Below are 19,846 nucleotides of genomic sequence, written 5' to 3' on the forward strand. Positions count from 1 at the left end.
CTACTCATTCCGGAGAATAAGAAATGAATGAAGAAAACGAAAAACTTGCACTGTCACGCCGCAGCTTTATCAAGGCCGGCGCCGCCGGAACCGCTGTCGCCGCACTGTCGAGTGTCGCCGGACGGGTGATGGCCAACGACGAACTGCCGTTCGACAAAGAGCACGACATTGTCGTCGTCGGCGGTGGTGGCAGTGGCCTGCCGACGGCCTTGTTCTCCCGTTGGCTGGGCAACGACGTTGTCATCCTGGAAAAGGCCGGCAGCCCTGGCGGCACCGCGGCCAAAGCGGCGTTCTGGTACTGGGTGCCGAACAACAAGCCAATGCGCGACGCCGGCCTGGTTGATGACAAAGCCGACTACATGCGCTATGTCGCCCGCCTGACACGCCCGCAATCCTACGATGCCTCATTGCCCAAACTCGGCCTGTCGGATTGGGAATACGAAATGTGCGAAGCGATTTACGAGAGCGCGTCGCCTGCCGCCGAGCTATTGGCTGAACGCGACGCGTTGCCTTACCGCCACTGCCCGGACGTACCGGATTACTGGTCTGAGTTGCCCGAAGACAAAGCCAAGAAGGGCCGCGTACTGGTGCCCAAGGAAGCTCGACCGAGCATGTCGGACGGCGGTCGGGTGGCGATCCGCACGCTGACCGCCACCGCCAAGCGTGACGGAGTGCAGATCCGCACCGGCGAGCGCGTGGTGAAAGTGATTTTGAACAGCAAGGGCGAAGCGGTCGGTGTCGAAGTCGAAACCGAAGAGGGCACCCGCGAACGGGTCAAGGCACGCAAAGCGGTGATTTTCGCCACGGGTGGTTTTACCCATGATCCGGAACTGCGTCGCAACTTCCTTAACGCCCCGGTATACGGCGGCTGCGCGGCCCTGACCAACGAAGGCGATTTCATCCGCATCTCCAGCGAGCTGGGCGTGCAATTGCGCAACATGAACTACGCATGGTCGTGCCCGATCCTGTTGGAAAAAGCCTTGGCAAAGGACGGGTCGATGTCCGGCATTTTCACCATGACCGGCGATTCGATGCTGATGGTGAACAAGTACGGCAAGCGCGTCGTCAACGAAAAAACCGTCTACAACGAAATGGTCCCGACCTTCTTCCAATGGGATGGCGATAAAGCCGAATACCCGAACCTGGTGATGTTTTCGATCTGGGACCAGCACGCTCAGGACAACTGCGGCAGCGACGAATACGGCTCGCCCATCGTGCCCAAGGGCGGAAACGACCGGCATGTGGTCCGCGGTGAAACCCTTGAGGAGCTGGCGAAAAACATCGCCGAACGGCTCGATAAACATGCCTCCGATATTGGCGGCATGAAGCTCAGCCCGGAGTTCAATCTCAACCTCAAAGCGACGCTCAAGCGTTTTAACGAACTGGCGAAGAAGGGCAAGGATCTGGACTTTCATCGTGGCGAACTGGCAATCCAGGGTGTGTTCAACGGCCCGGTCAAAGCTGACCGCACCGGTAACCTGACGATGTACCCGTTGGCTGAAAAAGGCCCGTACTACGCAGCGTTGATTACCGGCGGCAACCTCGACACCAAGGGCGGCCCGAAAACCAACTCGGTCGGCCAGGTGCTCAATAACGCTAACGCAGCGATCCCGGGGCTTTACGGCGTCGGCAACTGTGTGGCGTCGGCATCCGGAAGAGCCTATTGGGCGGGTGGTTCGACCCTTGGCCCAATCATCGCCTTTGCCTATCGCGCGGCGAACCAGGCACACAAAGAACCGAGCCGCAGCTGAATCAGGTCCGGGCTGCGATCATCCGTGGCTCGTTGATTCCAACACCGTGATTGCATGAGAACCACGACATGAAGCACTTCCTGCTACGCGTTCCGGCACGGCTGATATTGCCGGTCACTCTAGGTCTGGTCGGCCTCGCTCAGGCTGACGATCTGGCGCTTGCACAGAAACTGGCGACCAGCCATTGCGCGGTTTGCCACACCTTCGACAAGGGCGGACCGCCGGGGCAGGGGCCGAACCTGTTCGGTCTCATCGGTCGCAAGGCCGCCAGCGAGTCGAACTTCACCTACAGCGACAACTACAGCAAAACCATGTCCGGCAAGGTCTGGGATGAACAAATGCTCGACGCCTGGTTGACCGATGCCCAAGCCGTCGCGCCGGGCAGTGCCATGGTTTATTCCCAGGACGACCCGGCCAAGCGGCAGAAGATCATCGCGTACATCAAATCGCTGCAATGACAGCTGCACCTTTGCACATTCCAAAAATAACTCCGGAGACAGCCATGATCAGCACCCTGACAATGACCGACGAGCAGCGTAAATCGGTCGCCCTGGAATACCTCAAGGCATTCGACAACGGCGGCATCACTTCTACCGGCGGCAGCATTCTCGATCTGTTCGCCGACGACGCGCAGGTGCTGTTTCCAAAGTGGGGACTGGCCACGGGCCGTGAGCAGATCGGTCAGATGTTCGGTGACCTGGGCAGCCGCTTGAAATCGATCACGCACGACTATGCGCACTTCAACTGGATACTCACCGGCACGGATACGTTGGTCTGCGAGGGCACCAGTTTCGGCGAACACGTCGACGGTCATTGGCGCGCCGGCGTGCCGACGCCGGCCGGCGCCGGTTACTGGGCTGATGTGTTCGAAATTCGCGATTTCAAGATCCAGCGCTGCTTCATCTATCTGGACCCTGATTACGGCAGCAAGGACACCGCACGCTATCCCTGGCTCAATCGCTGAATGCCTGTAAATGCCCCCTCCGGGTTAAACTGATCGTTCCCACGCTCCGCGTGGGAATGCCGCCGGGGACGCTCTGCGTCCCGCCTGCCACGCAAGGCTGGAGTCCAGCGCAAGGGTGACGCGGAGCGTCACGGGATGCATTCCCACGCGGAGCGTGGGAACGATCAAAAGCATGAGGTGCAGGGATGTGGAGTACGAGGTGCCGACAGGCTAATCTCGTTGTTCATATAAGAACAAAACATCCAGAGAGCCCGCCCCATGGATCGTTTACTCAGTGTCGAAGCCTTTGTGCGAGTTGCCGAAACCGGCAACTTCGCCAAGGCGGCCCAGCAATTGGGCGTGACCCGCTCGGTGATCACCCACCGCATTCAACAACTGGAACAGTTCATCAATGCGCCGCTGTTCCATCGCAGTACACGGCATGTGCGGCTTTCAGAGGTAGGCGAGACCTACTACAAGGAATGCGCGGACATGGTCGCCAGCTTCAACTCGCTGACCGAACACATGCGCGAGCTGCGCGCCAAACCCACTGGCAAGTTGCGTGTGCAGATGCTGCCGGGTTTTGCCATCGGTCACTTCGGCCGGATGTTGGCCGAGTTCACAAGGCTGTACCCGGACATTGAGGTGGACGTCATCGTCAACGACCGGGTAGTCGATCCGATCGAAGAAGGCTTCGATGTCGCGTTTCAGATGTTTCCGCCCATGGCGGAAACGCTGATCGAACGCAAGCTGTTCAGTGTTCGCCGTTTGTTCTGCATGTCACCCGACTATGCCGAAAAATTCGGTGTGCCCACGCACCCCCAGGAGTTGCTGCAACACAAGATCGCCCTGTATGAGGGCTATCCGTCGCGCAATCGCTGGCTGTTCAACCACGACAATGAGCAGGTAGAGCTGAGCCTGCCGGGCCAGGTGCGTTCGAACTCGGTGCATTTGCTGCGAGATTACGCGAAGACCGGGGTTTGCATTGTCTGTTTGCCGACGCTGGTGGCCAGTGACGATTTGCTCAGCGGACAGCTGATTCCGGTGCTGCCGGAGTACGCGTTGTCATCCTTCAATTTCTCGGCGGTGTATCCCGCCACCCAGCGCCGCGCCCTGAAAGTGCGCACGTTGATCGACTTCCTGGTGGAAAACTTCGGCGACGAACCGTGCTGGGACAAGCCCTTGCTGGAACGTGGCTGGGTGCGCTGATTTCCCTGTAGGAGCGAGCATGCTCGCGATGGTCGTCAACGATGACGCTGGCGGCCTGACACCCCGCGCTGCATGTGCCTCCATCGCGAGCATGCTCGCTCCTACAGGGGACCTGGGGGCCAGTGTTTGCGTTTCGCGAACACTGTTGTCGCCGGCTCTCTAATTGTTCCCGAAGCGGGTGCGACGTACTGTTTGCTCACTGTTACTACAACAACAAAACGGTGAAAACCATGAGTAGCGCGGCAATCGAAACAGTCTTCGGCTCGCTGGATAACTACCGCAAAGGGTCGGTTGAGCTCATCAGCGGCCAGGCCAGTCATTACGCCTTTTCGAACATATTCGAAGTGGCGCAACAATCCCTTCCTTATGAAAAAGTAGTGGTCGGCCTGAATCTGGGCTACGTCGTTGAAACCCTGCGCGCCGAAGGTCAATCGCCTTGGTACACGGCAGCGCACGACGAGTTCGCCATCGTCATGGACGGTGAAGTACGGGTGGATTTCCTCAAGCTCGATGCACCTTTGACAGAAGGCGAGGGCACGCGGCTGGCCGGTGAAATTCCCGCAGGCAAACCGATGGGCTACGTCCTGCTCAAGCGCGGCCATCAATGCCTGTTGCCGGTCGGTACAGCCTATCGATTCGAGGCTAGCCGTCCGGGCGTGATCCTGCAGCAGACCATCAAGGGACCTTTGTCGGTCGAGAAGTGGGCAGACATCTGCTTCAAGTAACAAGCCCAGCCACCCCAGCCCACAAAAACAAGAGGAATCCCGTCATGGCCATGCTTGAAACCGCTGCCGAATCCGCACTGATTGCCGACGATGAAGTCCAGGCCAGCGCGCCCCATGCCGTTACCGGCTACTGCTCGTTCAAACTCGGCGCTTTCGAACTGTCACGCGACGAGTATTTTGCCCGTATCACCTGGCCTGCCAAAGGCCAGACCCGCTCGCACCTGATCCCCGTCGACGCCTTCCTGCGTGCCCTGATGCGCGATGTGGCCTGGGGCTTTTTCTACGGTTGGGTCAACTTCGACCACGTCATCGGCACCCGCAACTACTACGGTAAAGTCGACCTTTACGCGGGCACCTTCAATGGCACGCTCAAGGCTGCCGGGGTCAACTACACCGAAAATTTCGAAACGCCGCTGATCATGGCGACGTTCAAGGCGATCCTGCGCGACTGGACCAATTCCACCTTCGATCCGTTCGCCGCTCCGGAAGAAACCGGTACGGCATTCGGTCGCAAGAACGGCAACAACATCGAAGCCATCGAACGCTTCCGTATCGCTACCAAACGCATGCCGGGCCTGCCGGATGACTCGCCGCTGCGCGACGATCTGCCGGTCAATCGTCAGTTCATCGATGTTTCCCAGGAAGAACCGCAAGTTCATGCCGCCGAAGGTTTCGAAGGCCAGTTGCATGCCTTCAGCCTGTTCAAGTACCTGTCGCGTTCCGACGTGACCTGGAACCCGTCGGTGACCTCGGTGTGCAAGGCCAGCCTGTTCTGCCCGACCACTGAAGAGTTCATCTTGCCGGTGTTCCACGGCAACGACCGGGTCGAGTGGTTCTTGCAGCTGTCGGACGAAATCATCTGGGATGTCGGCGACAAGGACGACGGCAACCCGCGCGCCCGCATCACCATGCGTGCCGGCGACATCTGCGCCATGCCCGCCGATATTCGCCATCAGGGCTATTCCACCAAGCGCTCGATGCTGATGGTGTGGGAAAACGCCACGCCGAACCTGCCGCAACGCTACGAAAGCGGCGAACTCAAGCCGTATCCGATCGAGTTCTAAGACCTTTGTCTTGCCCGGCATCGCGCTGGGCACAGCACTCACGAATCAAGTCGTCAGACACTGCGCCAGCGGCGCGGTGTGAGGAAAATATTATGCAAAATCAGCTCTATATCGATGGCCAATTCGTTGATGCGGTCGCTGGCGGCACCATCGACGTTGTGTCGCCCCATGACGGCTCGTTGATCACCCGTATCGCCGCCGCCGAAGCCGCTGATATCGACCTGGCGGTTGCCGCCGCCAAACGTGCGTTCCCGGCCTGGTCTGCCCTGGGCGCCGCCGAACGCGGGCGTTTGTTGCTCAAATTGGCCGACAAGATCGAAGAATGTGGCGAAGAACTGGCGCAACTTGAATCGCTGAACACCGGGCATCCGATCCGCGATTCCCGTGGCCTCGATGTACCGCGCACGGCGGCCTGTTTTCGTTATTTTGGCGGCATGGCGGACAAGATCGAAGGTTCGGTGATTCCGGTAGAAGCCGGTTTTCTCAATTACGTGCAGCGCAAGCCGATCGGCGTGGTGGCGCAGATCGTGCCCTGGAACTTCCCGCTGATGTTCACCAGCTGGAAAATGGGCCCGGCGCTGGCGGCGGGCAACACCATCGTCATCAAGCCGTCGGAAATCACCCCGCTGTCGACCTTGCGCATCGTCGAACTGATGACGGAAGTCGGCTTCCCGAAAGGTGTGGTCAACGTAGTGCCGGGTTATGGCCATACCGCAGGCCAGGCACTGGCGGAACACCTCGATGTGGGCAAGATTGCCTTTACCGGATCAACGGCGACCGGTCGCCGGATTGTTGAAGCGTCCAAGAGCAACCTCAAGCGCATCCAGCTGGAGCTGGGCGGCAAGGGCGCCAACATTGTATTTGAAGACGCCAATCTGGAAGCCGCGGTCAATGGTGCGGCCTGGGCGATCTTTCACAATCAGGGTCAAGCCTGCATCGCCGGATCGCGCTTGATTCTGCATAAAGACATCGCTGATCGCTTCCTGGAGCGCTTCATCGCGCTGGCCAAGTCCATTCGCCTGGGCGATCCGATGGACCCCCAGACCGAAATGGGCCCATTGACGTCGGCGCTCCACCGCGACCGCGTGATGGCTTACATCGATATCGCCATCGAGCAGGGCGGCAAGATCCTCGCTGGCGGCAAAGCGCCGGACGACAAAGCCCTCGCCAATGGTTTTTACGTCGAACCCACCATTGTCGAGGCCAAGCCGGGTGATCGTGTCTGCCAGGAAGAAGTCTTTGGCCCATTCGTCACTGTCGTGCGCTTCAGCACCGATGAAGAAGCCCTCGCTATTGCCAACAGCACGGAGTATGGACTGGGTAGCGGTTTGTGGACGCAGAACCTGACCCGAGCGCACAGGATGGCCGACGCGATTCACGCCGGCATGTGCTGGATCAACTGCTACAAGCGTGTTAGCCCAGGCAGTCCGTTTGGCGGTGTCGGAGTATCGGGTTATGGCCGTGAAATGGGTTTTGAGGCGATTCACGATTACACCGAAGCTCGCTCGGTCTGGGTCAACGTCGACGCCAAAATCGCTCCGTACTACACGCGCTGAGGCCAGTCATGAATCCTTTCATTTATCAAAGCCTGCCGACCCGCGTGGTGTTCGGCTGGGGCAAACTCTCGGCGCTGGCTGAAGAGATTGAGCGACTGGGCGCCCAGCGTGCACTGATCCTCACCACGCCTGAACAGCACGGGCTCGGCGAGCAGGTCGCGGCGTTACTCGGTAATCGTGCGGCGGGTGTTTACCCGCATGCGGTGATGCACGTGCCACTGGAGGTGGCGCAAGCGGCGCGGGTTGAAGCGGCGCGGCTGGATGCCGATTGCTGCGTAGCGATTGGCGGTGGTTCGACCATTGGCCTGGGCAAGGCGATTGCCATGGATTCCGGGCTGCCGATTGTGGCGATTCCGACGACTTACGCCGGTTCGGAGATGACCCCGATCTACGGCCTGACCGAAAACCGTTTGAAGAAAACCGGGCGTGATCCCAGGGTATTGCCCAAGACTGTGATCTACGACCCGCAATTGACCCTGACTCTGCCGACGCAGATATCGGCCTGCTCGGGCATGAACGCCATGGCCCACGCGGTTGAAGCGCTTTACGCCCAGGACGCCAACCCGATCATCGGTTTCATGGCCGAAGAATCGATTCGCTCGCTGGCGTTGGCGTTGCCGGGTGTGGTCAAGGACCCGAATGATCCCGAGGCTCGCGGCCAGGCGTTGTATGGCGCCTGGCTGGCGGGCATTTGCCTGGGATCGGTCGGCATGGCCTTGCACCACAAGCTTTGCCACACCCTGGGCGGGACGTTCAATTTGCCCCACGCCCAGGCGCACGCAATCGTTCTGCCGCATGCTGCGCACTACAACCGTGAAGCGGCGGCGGGGCCGTTGCAACGTGCCGCGCGCGCCTTGGGTGGCAGCGAGGCCAGCGAAGTTGGCGCCTTGTTGTACGCGCTGAACCAGAAACTGGGCATTCCACTGGCGCTGGCGGACATCGGCTTGCCTGATAACGGTCCGGCCGAAGCCGCGCAAATTGCCTGTGCCAGCCCTTACTACAATCCTCGGCCGTTTGAACAAGGTCCGATTGAAGCCTTGTTGACCCGCGCCTTGAAAGGCCAGGCGCCGGCCTGATTTCACCCTCATCGGGAATAACAACAATGACCGATCAAGACAAAGCCATCGAATCTCTGATCTCCGAGAAAGCGGTGGACAGCTTCAACGACGCGCCCAACGCGCGTTACAAACAGATCATGCAAAGCCTGGTGCGTCACCTGCACGCGTTTGTCAGTGACGTCGAACTGACCGAACAGGAGTGGTTTGAAGGCATACGCTTTCTGACCGAAACTGGCCACAAATGCGATGGCCTGGTGCGCCAGGAATTCATTCTGCTGTCGGACACACTGGGTGTTTCGATGCTGGTCGACGCGATCAACCATCGGCGCAGTGCCAGCGCCACCGAGACCACCGTGTTCGGTCCGTTCTACATCGAAGGCATGCCTGAACGCGAGTTCGGCGAAAACATGGCGTTCACCCCCGGCGAAACAGCGCTGGTGCGCGGTCGCGTGGTCGACACCCGGGGCAATCCCCTGGCCGGCGCGGTGCTGGACGTCTGGCAGACCGCTGAAAACGGCATGTATTCGGGCCAGGACACCCAACAGCCTTTCGGCAATTTGCGCGGTCGCTATCGCACCGATCCGGACGGCTATTTTGCGATCCGCACGATTGTCCCGGTGTGCTATCCGATTCCTACCGACGGTCCGGTCGGGCGCATGCTCGATGCCGCCAACCGTCACCCGTGGCGGCCTGCGCACCTGCATTTCATGATTGATGTTCCAGGGCATCGCAAACTGGTCACCCACCTGTTCAATCACGATGATCCGTACCTGGAGTCCGACGCGGTGTTCGGCGTCAAACACTCGTTGCAGGTGATCTATGAAGATCGGGTCGCCCACGATGACTTGTCCGCCGACCTAGGTATGGAAGTGCCGTTCAAGCGCGCCTGTTACGAATTCGTCATGGAGGCAGAGTGAAACATGGGCCAGTTTTTTGCGGTATTCGCCACTGATCACCCGGATGCTCTGGCCTTGCGTCAGCGTTTGCGGCCCAGTCACCAAGCCCATTTGCGTGCGAGCGAGACGCACCGGGTGGTCGTGCGGTTGGGCGGTCCGACCCTCGATGAAGCCGGGTTGGCCATGAATGGCACGTTGCTGGTGATCGAGGCGGGCAGCCTGCCGGAGGTGGAAGCGTTCATCCAGGACGACCCTTATGTCAAGGCAGGGCTTTTTGCGAGTATCCAGATTCGCCCCTGGCACTGGAGTCTCGGCAACCCGGAACTGCGCGGCTGATCATGACCCTCATCACGTTGTGCCAACGCGAAGACATCGCTGACGGTGGCGCCCTGGGCCTGCCGCAGCACCGGCAACTGCATCCCGCCGGACTGATTGCGGTGCGCCAGGGGGAGCAAGTGTGGGTCTATATCAATCGATGCCCACATTTTTCGGTGCCGCTGGACTATCGCCCGCAGGAGTTTTGCACCTATCGAGGCAAGGTCCTGATGTGCGCACATCACAGTGCCATGTTTCGTTTCCAGGACGGGCACTGCATCGACGGCCCCTGCAAAGGCGCGCAGTTGGAGGCCGTGCCCGTGCGCTGGGTGGAAAACAGCCTGATCATGGAGGTGGTCGAGGAGGGGTGATCTACAATCTTTTGAAGGGTGAACCACGCCCATCCGGAGGTCATCATGAAAAGGTTGTCACCCATCAGCCTGTGCATTGCATTGTCGGTTTTGAGTGCCCATGGATGGGCCGAAACGGTGGTGCCGATGAAAGGCCAGACTTCGCAACAGACGCAACTGGACATCAACGAATGCAACAGCATCGCCGCCAGTAGCACATCGACGTCGTCGACACCTTCCGGCGGCCGGCTCAAGGGTGCTGCAGTCGGAGCTGCCGCGGGTGCGGCTGGGGCGCAAGTACGCGGACGCCAGCATGACGAGTTCTATGATCGCGTCGATGAAGATACCCAGCAGGATTATCGGCAGAACCGCGGCAAAGAGACCGCGGCAGCAGGTGCCGTGGTCGGTGGTTCGCGTCAGCGTCAGGAACGGCGGGCGCAAGAGAAAACCGCTGCCTCGACCACCTCGACGGCCTATACCAGTTGCTTGCAGGGCAAGGGTTATCAGGTCAATCCCTGACTGATGGCTGACAACGCGTACCTCTGTAGGAGCGAGGCTTGCCCGCGAAGGCGATCTTGAGGACGCCTTCGCGGGCAAGCCTCGCTCCTACACAAATCGGTTTCAAATGCCGGGAATGGTTTTTTGCCGCTGATCAAGCAAATGCACCATCAGGCAGGCATACAGCGTCACCGCGATAAACAACCCCATGCGCACCGCAAACGCGGTGTAGACGTCCTTGCCCGCCGCACTGTCCTGCACCGACTGACCCAACAGGATAATCATCGTGATCAGGGTATTGATCCAGAAACCGGGACTGAACCGGCCTGGATTCAGCCCATAAAGCTTGCGCGCCAGAACCAGGCCAAACAACAGCATCCACAAGAAGAACATCCACAGATGCACAAACAGGCTCAGCGCACACCAAAACAGGATCGCCAGCAGTCCGCCCAGTAAGGTCGAACCGACCAGTTCGCGGCCGGCGTTGCGCGCAGAGGTGGTTTCGCTCTGCTGCCCCAGATTCACCGCTTTCAGCACGATGGGCAGGTAGCTGGCCGGATCGATCAGTGCCAGCAGGAACGCCGGTATCACAATCAAGGTCGCCCGCAACGCCACTCGGTCAACTTCGTCCGCCGCCAATGTCGGGGCAGCGGGTGGTGTCGGGGCATTGTCCTGTTCGGGGAACAGCCAGTGACTCAGTACTCCGACCATGATCGCCAGAAGCAATCCCGCGACCAATGCCTTGATGACCATCAACGCCAAATCAAAATCGGCGACCCCAGCCGAGGAGATCATGGTCAGGCCGATCGTCAGGAAGGTGACGATCAGGTTGTTGCCACCGCGCAGGCCAAAACGAAAGACCACAAACAGACAGATCCCGATCAACAGCACGCCGCTGAGCGCGTAGTAACGCAGCACCGGGATCAGCAACAGGCCGATGCCGGTGGTCAGCATCGCCGTCAATCCGAGCACCACGGCAGCCTTTAGCGAAAGTGGACGATTGATGGAAACGAGCAACAGTGCGCACAACACCGGTGCCAAAAAGGGGATCGGTAATGCCAGGCCATAACTGGCGGCCAGACACAGGGCCGTGCCGGTTGCCAGGCGCGATGCGCGTTGAACCCTTGGCGTGCGCTTAGTAGGCATACGACAGCCAGCTCATCAGCCCAAGGAACATCCGGCCCAACGGGTTCAGCAGGTTGCCTTCGGAAGGAAAGGCCATGACCTCGGCCTGACCACCAGCCCGGATGGCGCGGTTGTCACGCAGCATTGCGAATGAATCGGCGGAAAACTCGATGATCACCGGAAAACGCTGGGCCGGGCGCAGCCAGTCGCGGCTGTTCTGTACCGTGGGCAGGCTGCCGGGGGCGGCTGGCTGGCCCACGCTGACGCCGTAACCGACACTGCGTACGCGGCCTTCGAACACCTCGCCGGGCAACGCGTCCAGTACGATCGACACCGGCGTGTCGGGCTTGACCAGACCGAGGTTGTTCTCGGTCATGTCGGCACTGATCCACACATCGTGGATCGCAATCAGGGTCATGACCGGGGTGCCCGCGGCGGCGAACTGGCCGACGTCGGTGCGTAAATCGGTGATCAGGCCGGCGGAGCGTGCGCGGACCTGGGTGTTCGCCAGATCCAGTTCGGCTTTCGACAGGGCGGTGGCGGCGCTGCGCAACTGGGCGTTGTCTTCTTCGCTGCCACCTTCCTGCTCGCGGGCGCGCTGCACTTCGGCGCGGGCAGCGGCGACCTGGCTGACAGCTGCTTCGCGGTTGGCGCGTGATACTTCCAGCAGGCGCACGGAAATGGTGCCAGGGTCTTCGCGGTACAAACCCTCAAGCCGCTGGTTATCCTGGCGCGCCTTGAGCTCATTGGCCTGCGCCGCTCGCAGGTTAGCCTGCGCCGAGGCGATGCCGGCGGTGCTGGCACCGATCTTCCGGCGGGTGGATTCAAGGTCGGCATGCGCACGGTCGACCGCGATCTGGTAGGGCTGCCGGTCGATCTCGAAGATGACTTCCCCGGCCTTGACGTCCTGATTGTTGCGCACATTGACGCGAATCACCCGGCCCGCGACTTCCGCCGCCACCGGAATCACAAACGCCCCGACCCGTGCCTGTTGCGTGTAGGGCGTGAAGCGATCAGCCAACAGATACCAGGCCAGGCTAAGGACGATCAGCAGCAACACCCACTTGATGCCTTTTTTAGTCGGATCGGCCGCTGGTTCCGCTGGCGGTGGCGTAGCGTCAGTAGAGGGGGGCGGGGCTTCAGTCATGGTCTTTTACCTGATCGGGCAAAGGGTAGGCCGGTTGCACCGGGGGCTCGGCCAGCAGGTCGCCCCAGTCGGTGCGTTGTTCCATTTGCAGGCGCGTGGCGGGATCAACTTTTGCCTGGGCGCTGTACCAGCCGCCGCCCAAGGCCTTGTACAGGGCGATCGCATTGCTCACGGCATCGCCACGACTGAGCAAGTAACTGTCCTGCACATCGAGCAAGGCGCGCTGGGCGTCCAGCACCCGCTGAAAGTCCGAATAACCTTCGCGGTACAGCGCGCTGGCCAACACCAGCGAGCGTTTCGCGGCGCCTTCGGCCTCGCGCAGGATGCGTTCGCGCTGCAATGAACGGGTCAGGCCGCTGGCGGCATCGTCCGCCTCGCGCGCAGCCTGGCGCACCTTGTCGCGGTAGGCCTCGATCAACTGTTGCAAGCGCGCATCCTGCACGCGCACGTTGTTGCTGATGCGACCATAATCGAACACATTCCAGCGCAGGCTGGGGCCGCCGATCAGGTCGAGGCTGCGGGAGGTTCCGCTCAAGGTGTCGGTCGACCAGACGATGCTGCCCAGCAAGCTCAGCGACGGGTAGAAATCGGTTTCGGCCACGCCGATCAGCGCCGACTGTGCGGCGACATTCAGCTCGGCGGCACGTACGTCGGGGCGGCGCAGCAGCAGGCTGGCCGGGACATCCTGCAGCACAGCGCGGTCCACCAGCGGGATCAACCCGGTGTTCTCGACCATCATTGGTAATGCACCGGGGGGCCGGCCAATCAGCACAGCCAGCGCATTGCTGATGCGCACGAGCTGATCTTCCAGGCCGGGAATACTGCTCAGCGTGCCCAGGTACTGGGTCTTGGCTTGTTGCAGGTCGAGTTCGGCGGTCTGGCCGCTGTTGAACAGTTTTTCGGTGATTTCATAATTGCGTTTCTGCTGACGGGCGTTTTCCTCGGCCACGCGTAGGCGCGCCTGGGTGGTGCGCAGGGAAAAGTACGTATCGGCGACCTGCGCCCGCAGCAGGACCAGGGCGTCTTCATAATTGGCCTCAGCCGCGAAATAGCTGGCATCGGAGGCTTCGATGGCGCGGCTGAAGCGTCCCCAGAAATCCAGTTCCCAACCCACATCGAACCCGGCGCTGTGTTGCCAGAAATGGCTGTCCACCGGGTTGGTCCCGCCGGATTGATGACGGTTGACGTACACGCTGTCGGCGCTGACCTGCTGCAGTTGCGGATATCGACCGCTTTGCGCGATGCCCAATTGCGCGCGGGCTTCCATGACGCGCAAACCGGCGATCTTCAGGCTGGAGTTGTGGGCGTCGGATTCGGCGATCAGCTGGTCCAGCGTCGGGTCGGCGAATATCTGCCACCACTGGCGAATGTCCGGTTGCAGTGCTCGTTGGCTGGCTTGATCGAGGTTGGGGGTGTTCCAGTGATCGACCCAGGGTTCGCCGGGCGGCTGAAAGTCCGGTCCCAGACGTACGCATCCGCCGAGGGCTAGCGCGGTTATTAACAGAAACTGGCTGATACCTGAACGCATTGCGCGTTTCCGACCGAGGAATATCACAGCAGCATAGACGCCCGGATGGCGGGTAAGGCTGTTCGCTTCAGGTTGGGGGGCTGCAGGTGTGTATTTGGATTGGGTGAATATCCATTGCTGCGGTAACGGCGGCTGACGGTTTCGCCTTTACGAGTGACTTGGAAGAGCCTGTAGGAGCGAAGCTTGCTCGCGATAAAATCCCGGACAACGCGATCACTCAGACAGGCCGCGTTATCGTTGACGTCCATCGCGAGCAAGCTTGCTCCTACAGAGAACCTGCGCTCGGCCTCTCCAGGGCGCAAGAAGATCAAAAGCCAGATCAAAAGCGAGGCGGCCTGACAGCCGACCTGATTTCGCGGATGTATTCGTACCCCTGTAGGAGCGAGCCTGCTCGCGAAAAACGTCCAGACAATGCGGTCATTCAGACAGGGCGCGTTTTCGTTGACGTCCATCGCGAGCAGGCTCGCTCCCACAGGGGACAGGGGGCACCAACCCGCGTCAGGTCGGCTGTCAGGCCGCCTTGCTGTAGGTTTTGATCCAGGCGCCCCGTTAAACCACGATGGCCGAACGCAGGCATTGCTCCGTGGGTAAACCGGCAGGACGCCGGTTTAGCCGCGCTGGGCCAGGGATGGCCCATCGCGGCGACCCACGGAGCAATGCCGGAGTGAGGGCATGCCGAGCCCAGGCGAGGCACCGAGTGGTGGGGCAAGAGCGTTTGGTTACTTTGCGCTTTTCAAAGTGACCCGCTGTAAAAGCGGAACCAATAGCAGCCGTTACCGCAGCAATGGATATTCACCCAACCCAACCCAACCCAACCCAAATCGTTGACGTTCTTCGCGAGCAAGCTCGCTCCTACAGAGCGCATAAGCCCGACGGTCGGTTTTCATCGCAGATTCGACAGGATTTACTAAAGTTCAACTGTCGGCAGCCAGTCTGCCGCGACCGTGTTTGCCCGGAAAAATCCGGCAAAGCACCGGATCTCCACCTGATCAGGAGTGCACGATGGACCTCAGCCGTCGTCAGTTCTTCAAGGTCGCCGGTATCGGCCTTGCAGGCTCAAGCCTGGGCGCGTTGGGCATGGCCCCGACGCCTGCCTTTGCCGAACAGGTGCGTCATTTCAAGCTCGCCCACACCCATGAAACCCGCAACACCTGTCCGTATTGCTCGGTCGGCTGCGGGTTGATCATGTACAGCCAGGGCGATACGGCGAAGAATGTCGCGCAAAGCATCATCCACATCGAAGGTGACGCCGACCACCCAGTCAACCGCGGCACTCTTTGCCCCAAAGGCGCCGGCCTGCTGGATTTCATTCACAGCCCCGGTCGCCTGCAATACCCGCAGGTACGCAAGCCCGGCAGCGACGAGTGGACGCGCATTGGCTGGGATGAAGCACTGGATCGCGTCGCCGACCTGATGAAGGCCGACCGCGACGCTAACTTCATCGAGAAGAACGCTCAGGGCCAGACAGTGAACCGCTGGCTGACCACCGGTTTCCTCGCGGCATCGGCAGCGTCCAACGAAGCGGGCTACATCACTCACAAAGTCATTCGCAGTCTCGGCATTCTGGGGTTTGATAACCAGGCGCGTGTCTGACACGGCCCGACGGTGGCAAGTCTTGCCCCGACGTACGGCCGTGGTGCCATGACCAATCACTGGACCGATATCGCTAACGCGAATCTGGTTCTGGTGATGGGCGGCAACGCAGCAGAAGCGCACCCCTGCGGGTTCAAATGGGTGACTGAAGCCAAGGCGCACAACAAGGCGCGACTGATTGTGGTCGACCCGCGTTTTACCCGGACCGCCTCGGTGGCCGACTATTACGCGCCGATTCGCACCGGCACTGACATAGCCTTCATGGGCGGGCTGATCAACTACCTGCTGACCGAGGACAAGATTCAGTACGAATACGTGCACAACTACACCGACGTATCGTTCATCGTCAAAGCCGGCTATGGCTTCGAGGATGGGATTTTCAGTGGATACGACGCGGAAAAACGCGCCTACACCGACAAGTCCGGCTGGGGTTACGAGCTCGGCGAGGACGGCTTCGTCAAGGTCGACCCGAGCCTGCAAGACCCGCACTGCGTCTATCAATTGATGAAGCAGCATTACAGCCGCTACAACATCGAACTGGCGAGCCAGATTTGCGGCATGCCGGTCGATGCCATGCGCAAGATCTGGGAAGAAATCGCCACCTGCTCGCAACCGGGCAAGACCATGACGATTCTCTATGCCCTGGGCTGGACCCAACATTCGATCGGCTCGCAGATCATCCGAAGCGCGGCGATGGTGCAACTGTTGTTAGGCAACGTCGGAATGCCAGGCGGCGGCGTGAACGCCTTGCGCGGCCACTCCAATATCCAGGGGCTGACCGATCTGGGCCTGTTGTCCAATTCACTGCCGGGCTACCTCACGCTGCCCGTCGACGCCGAGCAGGATTACAACGCCTTCATCGTCAAACGCACGCAAAAACCGCTGCGTGCGGGGCAGTTGTCCTATTGGCAGAACTACAGCAAGTTCCACGTCAGCCTGATGAAGTCCTGGTATGGCGCCAACGCCACGCCTGAAAACAACTGGTGCTACGAGTACCTGCCGAAACTGGACATCCCACAATACGACATCCTCAAGGTCTTCGACCTGATGGGCCAGGGCAAGGTCAACGGCTACATGTGCCAGGGCTTCAACCCCATCGCCGCGTTGCCCGACAAGAACCGGGTGATGGCAGCGCTGGCCAGACTCAAATGGCTGGTGGTGATGGATCCGCTGTCCACCGAAACTTCGGAGTTCTGGCGCAATGTCGGGCCGTACAACGATGTGAAGAGCGCCGACATCCAGACCGAAGTGATTCGCCTGCCCACCACCTGTTTCGCCGAAGAGGACGGCTCCCTGGTCAACAGCAGCCGCTGGCTGCAATGGCACTGGAAGGGCGCCGATGGCCCCGGCGAGGCGCGCACCGACGTGCGGATCATGAGCGAGTTGTTCCTGCGTCTGCGTCAGCGCTACCAGGCCAATGGTGGTGCTTATGCCGATCCGATCCTCAAATTGTCGTGGGCCTACAAGATTCCCGACGAGCCTTCGCCGGAAGAGCTGGCCAAGGAAATCAATGGCAGCGCGACCACCGACTTCACCGATGCCACGGGGGCGGCGATCAAGGCCAATGCGCAACTGGCCGCGTTCAGTCAGCTCAAGGACGACGGCAGCACGGCTTCCGGCTGCTGGATTTTCTGCGGCAGCTGGACCGAGGCGGGCAACCAGATGGCCCGGCGCGACAACAACGACCCGTACGGCATGCACCAACATCAAGGCTGGGCCTGGGCCTGGCCGGCGAACAGGCGGATTCTCTACAACCGCGCCTCGGCCGACCCGCAAGGCAAGCCATGGGACGAGAAAAAACGCCTGGTGTGGTGGAATGGCAAGTCCTGGGGCGGCACCGATGTGCCGGACTACAAGGCCGACGTGGCACCGGAAGCCGGGATGAGTCCGTTCATCATGAACCCCGAAGGCGTGGCGCGGTTCTTTGCTGTCGACAAGATGAACGAGGGTCCATTCCCCGAGCATTACGAGCCGTTCGAGACGCCGATCGGCATCAATCCGCTGCACCCGCAAAACAAGAAAGCCACCAGCAACCCGGCGGCGCGGATCTTCGATTCGGTGTGGGATACCCTCGGCGTGGCCAAGGATTACCCGTACGCCGCCACCAGTTATCGGTTGACCGAGCATTTCCACTTCTGGAGCAAGCACTGCAAGCTCAATGCGATTGCCCAGCCCGAGCAATTCGTCGAAATCGGCGAGGTGCTGGCCAAGGAGAAAGGCATCGTCGCCGGTGACCGCGTACGGGTCAGTAGCAAGCGCGGGCACATCGAGGCGGTGGCAGTGGTGACGAAGCGGATCCGGCCGTTGCAGGTCAACAATCAAGTGGTGCACCAGATCGGCATTCCGCTGCACTGGGGCTTTACCGGGCTGACGCGCCACGGTTACCTGACCAACACCCTGGTGCCGTTCCTCGGCGATGGCAACACCCAGACCCCGGAATCCAAGTCATTCCTGGTCAACGTGGAGAAAGTCTAAATGGCCAGCCAAGACATTATTGCCCGCTCGGCCACCACCACCGTGCCCTCATCGGTGCGCGACCAGGAAGAAGTCGCCAAGCTGATCGACACCACCAAATGCATCGGCTGCAAAGCCTGTCAGGTCGCCTGCTCGGAATGGAACGAATTGCGCGACGATGTCGGTCACAACCTCGGCACCTACGACAACCCGCAAGACCTCAGCGCAGAAACCTGGACCCTGATGCGCTTCACCGAACACGAAACCGACGCCGGCAACCTGGAATGGCTGATCCGCAAGGACGGTTGCATGCACTGCGCCGAGCCAGGTTGCCTGGCCGCATGCCCCAGCCCCGGGGCGATCATCAAGCACGCCAATGGCATCGTCGATTTCAATCAGGACCATTGCATCGGCTGCGGCTATTGCATCACCGGTTGCCCGTTCAACATTCCGCGCATTTCGCAAAAAGACCATAAAGCCTACAAATGCACGCTGTGTTCTGACCGGGTGGCGGTGGGGCTGGAGCCGGCCTGCGTGAAAACCTGTCCGACCGGGGCCATCGTGTTCGGCACCAAGGAAGACATGAAGGAACATGCCGCCGAACGCATCATCGACCTCAAGAGCCGTGGCTTCGATAACGCCGGTCTATATGACCCGGCAGGCGTCGGCGGCACCCATGTGATGTATGTGCTGCACCACGCCGACACGCCGACACTGTACGCCGGGTTGCCGAGCGATCCGACCATCAGCCCGCTGGTCGGTCTGTGGAAAGGCGTCAGCAAACCCCTGGCGTTGCTGGCGATGGGCGCGGCGGTGCTGGCGGGGTTCTTCCACTACGTACGTATCGGGCCGAACCGGGTCGAGGAAGATGAACACCCGAGTCCGCCAGACACCTCGGTACACGTCGTCGACCCGTCGGTACATATCCATGATCCGCACCTTAATCCACATCAGGATCCACGCGGGGAGGGCAGGCCATGAGCAACAAAACGATCCTGCGCTACACCGCCAACCAGCGCACCAATCACTGGCTGGTGGCGATTCTTTTTTTCATGGCAGGGTTGTCGGGGCTGGCGCTGTTTCATCCGGCGTTGTTCTGGTTGAGCAACCTGTTCGGCGGCGGAACGTGGACGCGCATCCTGCACCCCTTCATGGGCGCGCTGATGTTCCTGTTGTTTCTCGGCCTGGTGTTCAGGTTCTGGCGCGCCAACTATTTCATCGCCAATGATCGGACGTGGCTGCGGCGCATTGACCGGGTGCTGGTCAACGATGAAGAGAGCGTGCCACCGGTTGGCAAATACAACGCCGGGCAGAAGCTGCTGTTCTGGACTTTACTGCTGTGCATGTTGGGCTTGCTGTTCACAGGGCTGGTGATCTGGCGTGCGTATTTCAGCGCGTACTTCGGCATCACGCTCATTCGCTGGGCGATGTTGCTGCACGCACTGGCCGGATTCGTGCTGATCCTGAGCATCATCGTGCATATCTATGCGGGCATCTGGATCAAGGGTTCGGTCAGCGCCATGCTGCACGGCTGGGTCAGCCGGGCATGGGCGCGCAAACACCATGAATTGTGGTATCGGGAAGTCACTCGCGACGAACGTCCCGACCCGCCGTTGAACAAAAAGGGATTGTGA

At 60.5% G+C, this 19,846-nt stretch carries 19 protein-coding genes; 15 read left to right on the forward strand and 4 right to left on the reverse strand.

Features of this window, described 5'->3' with window-relative positions; translation table 11 throughout:
* The first annotated feature begins 23 nt into the window (after nt 1-23).
* The 12 genes from CES87_RS04955 (at nt 24) to CES87_RS05010 (ending at nt 10,386) form a co-directional block, all read left to right on the forward strand.
* Nucleotides 24-1,751 (forward strand): FAD-dependent oxidoreductase, encoded by a 1,728-nt coding sequence (locus CES87_RS04955; RefSeq protein WP_128605201.1) that lies wholly within the window; start codon nt 24-26, stop codon nt 1,749-1,751.
* Nucleotides 1,752-1,819: 68 nt separating this feature from the next.
* Nucleotides 1,820-2,209, forward strand: coding sequence for a cytochrome c family protein (locus CES87_RS04960; protein ID WP_128605202.1), 390 nt, complete (start codon nt 1,820-1,822; stop codon nt 2,207-2,209).
* Nucleotides 2,210-2,253: 44 nt separating this feature from the next.
* Nucleotides 2,254-2,715, forward strand: a complete 462-nt coding sequence (locus tag CES87_RS04965) for a nuclear transport factor 2 family protein (protein ID WP_128605203.1) — start codon at nt 2,254-2,256, stop codon at nt 2,713-2,715.
* A 258-nt stretch (nt 2,716-2,973) separates the two neighbouring features.
* A complete protein-coding gene (locus CES87_RS04970; RefSeq protein WP_128605204.1) occupies nt 2,974-3,903 on the forward strand; it encodes a LysR family transcriptional regulator in 930 nt (309 codons plus the stop codon).
* Nucleotides 3,904-4,133: 230 nt separating this feature from the next.
* Complete coding sequence (locus tag CES87_RS04975) at nt 4,134-4,628, forward strand: hydroxyquinol 1,2-dioxygenase (RefSeq protein WP_128605205.1); 495 nt, start codon at nt 4,134-4,136, stop codon at nt 4,626-4,628.
* A 44-nt stretch (nt 4,629-4,672) separates the two neighbouring features.
* Nucleotides 4,673-5,692, forward strand: a complete 1,020-nt coding sequence (locus CES87_RS04980) for a hydroxyquinol 1,2-dioxygenase (protein WP_128605206.1) — start codon at nt 4,673-4,675, stop codon at nt 5,690-5,692.
* Between the two features lie 92 nt (nt 5,693-5,784).
* The gene (locus tag CES87_RS04985; RefSeq protein WP_128605207.1) at nt 5,785-7,248 is read left to right on the forward strand and encodes an aldehyde dehydrogenase family protein; all 1,464 of its coding nucleotides are present in this window, start codon (nt 5,785-5,787) and stop codon (nt 7,246-7,248) included.
* A gap of 8 nt (nt 7,249-7,256) precedes the next feature.
* Complete coding sequence (locus CES87_RS04990) at nt 7,257-8,324, forward strand: maleylacetate reductase (protein WP_128605208.1); 1,068 nt, start codon at nt 7,257-7,259, stop codon at nt 8,322-8,324.
* 26 nt (nt 8,325-8,350) lie between these two features.
* Nucleotides 8,351-9,223 carry a dioxygenase gene (locus CES87_RS04995; RefSeq protein WP_128605209.1) on the forward strand — a complete coding sequence of 291 codons (873 nt, stop codon included), beginning with the start codon at nt 8,351-8,353 and terminating at the stop codon, nt 9,221-9,223.
* A gap of 3 nt (nt 9,224-9,226) precedes the next feature.
* The gene (locus tag CES87_RS05000; RefSeq protein WP_128605210.1) at nt 9,227-9,538 is read left to right on the forward strand and encodes a YciI family protein; all 312 of its coding nucleotides are present in this window, start codon (nt 9,227-9,229) and stop codon (nt 9,536-9,538) included.
* Nucleotides 9,539-9,540: 2 nt separating this feature from the next.
* Nucleotides 9,541-9,888: a Rieske (2Fe-2S) protein gene (locus CES87_RS05005; protein ID WP_128605211.1), complete on the forward strand. Its 348-nt coding sequence runs from the start codon at nt 9,541-9,543 to the stop codon at nt 9,886-9,888.
* A gap of 45 nt (nt 9,889-9,933) precedes the next feature.
* Nucleotides 9,934-10,386 (forward strand): YMGG-like glycine zipper-containing protein, encoded by a 453-nt coding sequence (locus CES87_RS05010; protein WP_128605212.1) that lies wholly within the window; start codon nt 9,934-9,936, stop codon nt 10,384-10,386.
* 102 nt (nt 10,387-10,488) lie between these two features.
* Here the strand turns inward: CES87_RS05010 and CES87_RS05015 are convergent, their stop codons facing one another.
* The 4 genes from CES87_RS05015 to CES87_RS32325 are packed head-to-tail and all read right to left on the reverse strand — an operon-like array spanning nt 10,489 to nt 14,617.
* Nucleotides 10,489-11,511, reverse strand: coding sequence for a DUF2955 domain-containing protein (locus tag CES87_RS05015; protein WP_128605213.1), 1,023 nt, complete (start codon nt 11,509-11,511; stop codon nt 10,489-10,491).
* Nucleotides 11,501-12,637 (reverse strand): HlyD family secretion protein, encoded by a 1,137-nt coding sequence (locus CES87_RS05020; protein ID WP_128605214.1) that lies wholly within the window; start codon nt 12,635-12,637, stop codon nt 11,501-11,503. The genes CES87_RS05015 and CES87_RS05020 overlap by 11 nt, the downstream gene beginning before the upstream one ends.
* On the reverse strand, nt 12,630-14,165 hold the full coding sequence (locus CES87_RS05025; RefSeq protein WP_128605215.1) for an efflux transporter outer membrane subunit: 1,536 nt from the start codon (nt 14,163-14,165) through the stop codon (nt 12,630-12,632). Before CES87_RS05025 ends, CES87_RS05020 begins: the two co-directional genes overlap by 8 nt.
* A 23-nt stretch (nt 14,166-14,188) precedes the next feature.
* Nucleotides 14,189-14,617 carry a hypothetical protein gene (locus CES87_RS32325; protein ID WP_178081369.1) on the reverse strand — a complete coding sequence of 143 codons (429 nt, stop codon included), beginning with the start codon at nt 14,615-14,617 and terminating at the stop codon, nt 14,189-14,191.
* 550 nt (nt 14,618-15,167) lie between these two features.
* Here CES87_RS32325 and fdnG point away from each other — a divergent pair.
* The 3 genes from fdnG to CES87_RS05055 are packed head-to-tail and all read left to right on the forward strand — an operon-like array spanning nt 15,168 to nt 19,846.
* The gene (gene fdnG, locus CES87_RS05045) at nt 15,168-18,233 is read left to right on the forward strand and encodes a formate dehydrogenase-N subunit alpha (protein WP_141239463.1); all 3,066 of its coding nucleotides are present in this window, start codon (nt 15,168-15,170) and stop codon (nt 18,231-18,233) included.
* Nucleotides 18,234-19,193 carry a formate dehydrogenase subunit beta gene (gene fdxH, locus CES87_RS05050; RefSeq protein WP_128605218.1) on the forward strand — a complete coding sequence of 320 codons (960 nt, stop codon included), beginning with the start codon at nt 18,234-18,236 and terminating at the stop codon, nt 19,191-19,193.
* On the forward strand, nt 19,190-19,846 hold the full coding sequence (locus CES87_RS05055) for a formate dehydrogenase subunit gamma (RefSeq protein WP_128605219.1): 657 nt from the start codon (nt 19,190-19,192) through the stop codon (nt 19,844-19,846). Before fdxH ends, CES87_RS05055 begins: the two co-directional genes overlap by 4 nt.

This window comes from Pseudomonas sp. ERMR1:02, from assembly GCF_002277815.1.
In the GTDB taxonomy this organism is placed as follows: domain Bacteria; phylum Pseudomonadota; class Gammaproteobacteria; order Pseudomonadales; family Pseudomonadaceae; genus Aquipseudomonas.

Bases quoted from the DNA above. Each gene is read 5' to 3' on its own strand.
- CES87_RS04980 (WP_128605206.1), top strand. From the start codon at position 4,673: ATGGCCATGCTTGAAACCGCTGCCGAATCCGCACTGATTGCCGACGAT.
- CES87_RS32325 (WP_178081369.1), bottom strand. From the start codon at position 14,617: ATGGACGTCAACGAAAACGCGCCCTGTCTGAATGACCGCATTGTCTGG.
- CES87_RS04970 (WP_128605204.1), top strand. From the start codon at position 2,974: ATGGATCGTTTACTCAGTGTCGAAGCCTTTGTGCGAGTTGCCGAAACC.
- CES87_RS04965 (WP_128605203.1), top strand. From the start codon at position 2,254: ATGATCAGCACCCTGACAATGACCGACGAGCAGCGTAAATCGGTCGCC.
- CES87_RS04955 (WP_128605201.1), top strand. From the start codon at position 24: ATGAATGAAGAAAACGAAAAACTTGCACTGTCACGCCGCAGCTTTATC.
- CES87_RS05025 (WP_128605215.1), bottom strand. From the start codon at position 14,165: ATGCGTTCAGGTATCAGCCAGTTTCTGTTAATAACCGCGCTAGCCCTC.
- CES87_RS04960 (WP_128605202.1), top strand. From the start codon at position 1,820: ATGAAGCACTTCCTGCTACGCGTTCCGGCACGGCTGATATTGCCGGTC.
- fdxH (WP_128605218.1), top strand. From the start codon at position 18,234: ATGGCCAGCCAAGACATTATTGCCCGCTCGGCCACCACCACCGTGCCC.
- CES87_RS04975 (WP_128605205.1), top strand. From the start codon at position 4,134: ATGAGTAGCGCGGCAATCGAAACAGTCTTCGGCTCGCTGGATAACTAC.
- CES87_RS04995 (WP_128605209.1), top strand. From the start codon at position 8,351: ATGACCGATCAAGACAAAGCCATCGAATCTCTGATCTCCGAGAAAGCG.
- CES87_RS05055 (WP_128605219.1), top strand. From the start codon at position 19,190: ATGAGCAACAAAACGATCCTGCGCTACACCGCCAACCAGCGCACCAAT.
- CES87_RS05015 (WP_128605213.1), bottom strand. From the start codon at position 11,511: ATGCCTACTAAGCGCACGCCAAGGGTTCAACGCGCATCGCGCCTGGCA.
- CES87_RS05000 (WP_128605210.1), top strand. From the start codon at position 9,227: ATGGGCCAGTTTTTTGCGGTATTCGCCACTGATCACCCGGATGCTCTG.
- CES87_RS05010 (WP_128605212.1), top strand. From the start codon at position 9,934: ATGAAAAGGTTGTCACCCATCAGCCTGTGCATTGCATTGTCGGTTTTG.
- CES87_RS04990 (WP_128605208.1), top strand. From the start codon at position 7,257: ATGAATCCTTTCATTTATCAAAGCCTGCCGACCCGCGTGGTGTTCGGC.
- CES87_RS05005 (WP_128605211.1), top strand. From the start codon at position 9,541: ATGACCCTCATCACGTTGTGCCAACGCGAAGACATCGCTGACGGTGGC.
- CES87_RS05020 (WP_128605214.1), bottom strand. From the start codon at position 12,637: ATGACTGAAGCCCCGCCCCCCTCTACTGACGCTACGCCACCGCCAGCG.
- CES87_RS04985 (WP_128605207.1), top strand. From the start codon at position 5,785: ATGCAAAATCAGCTCTATATCGATGGCCAATTCGTTGATGCGGTCGCT.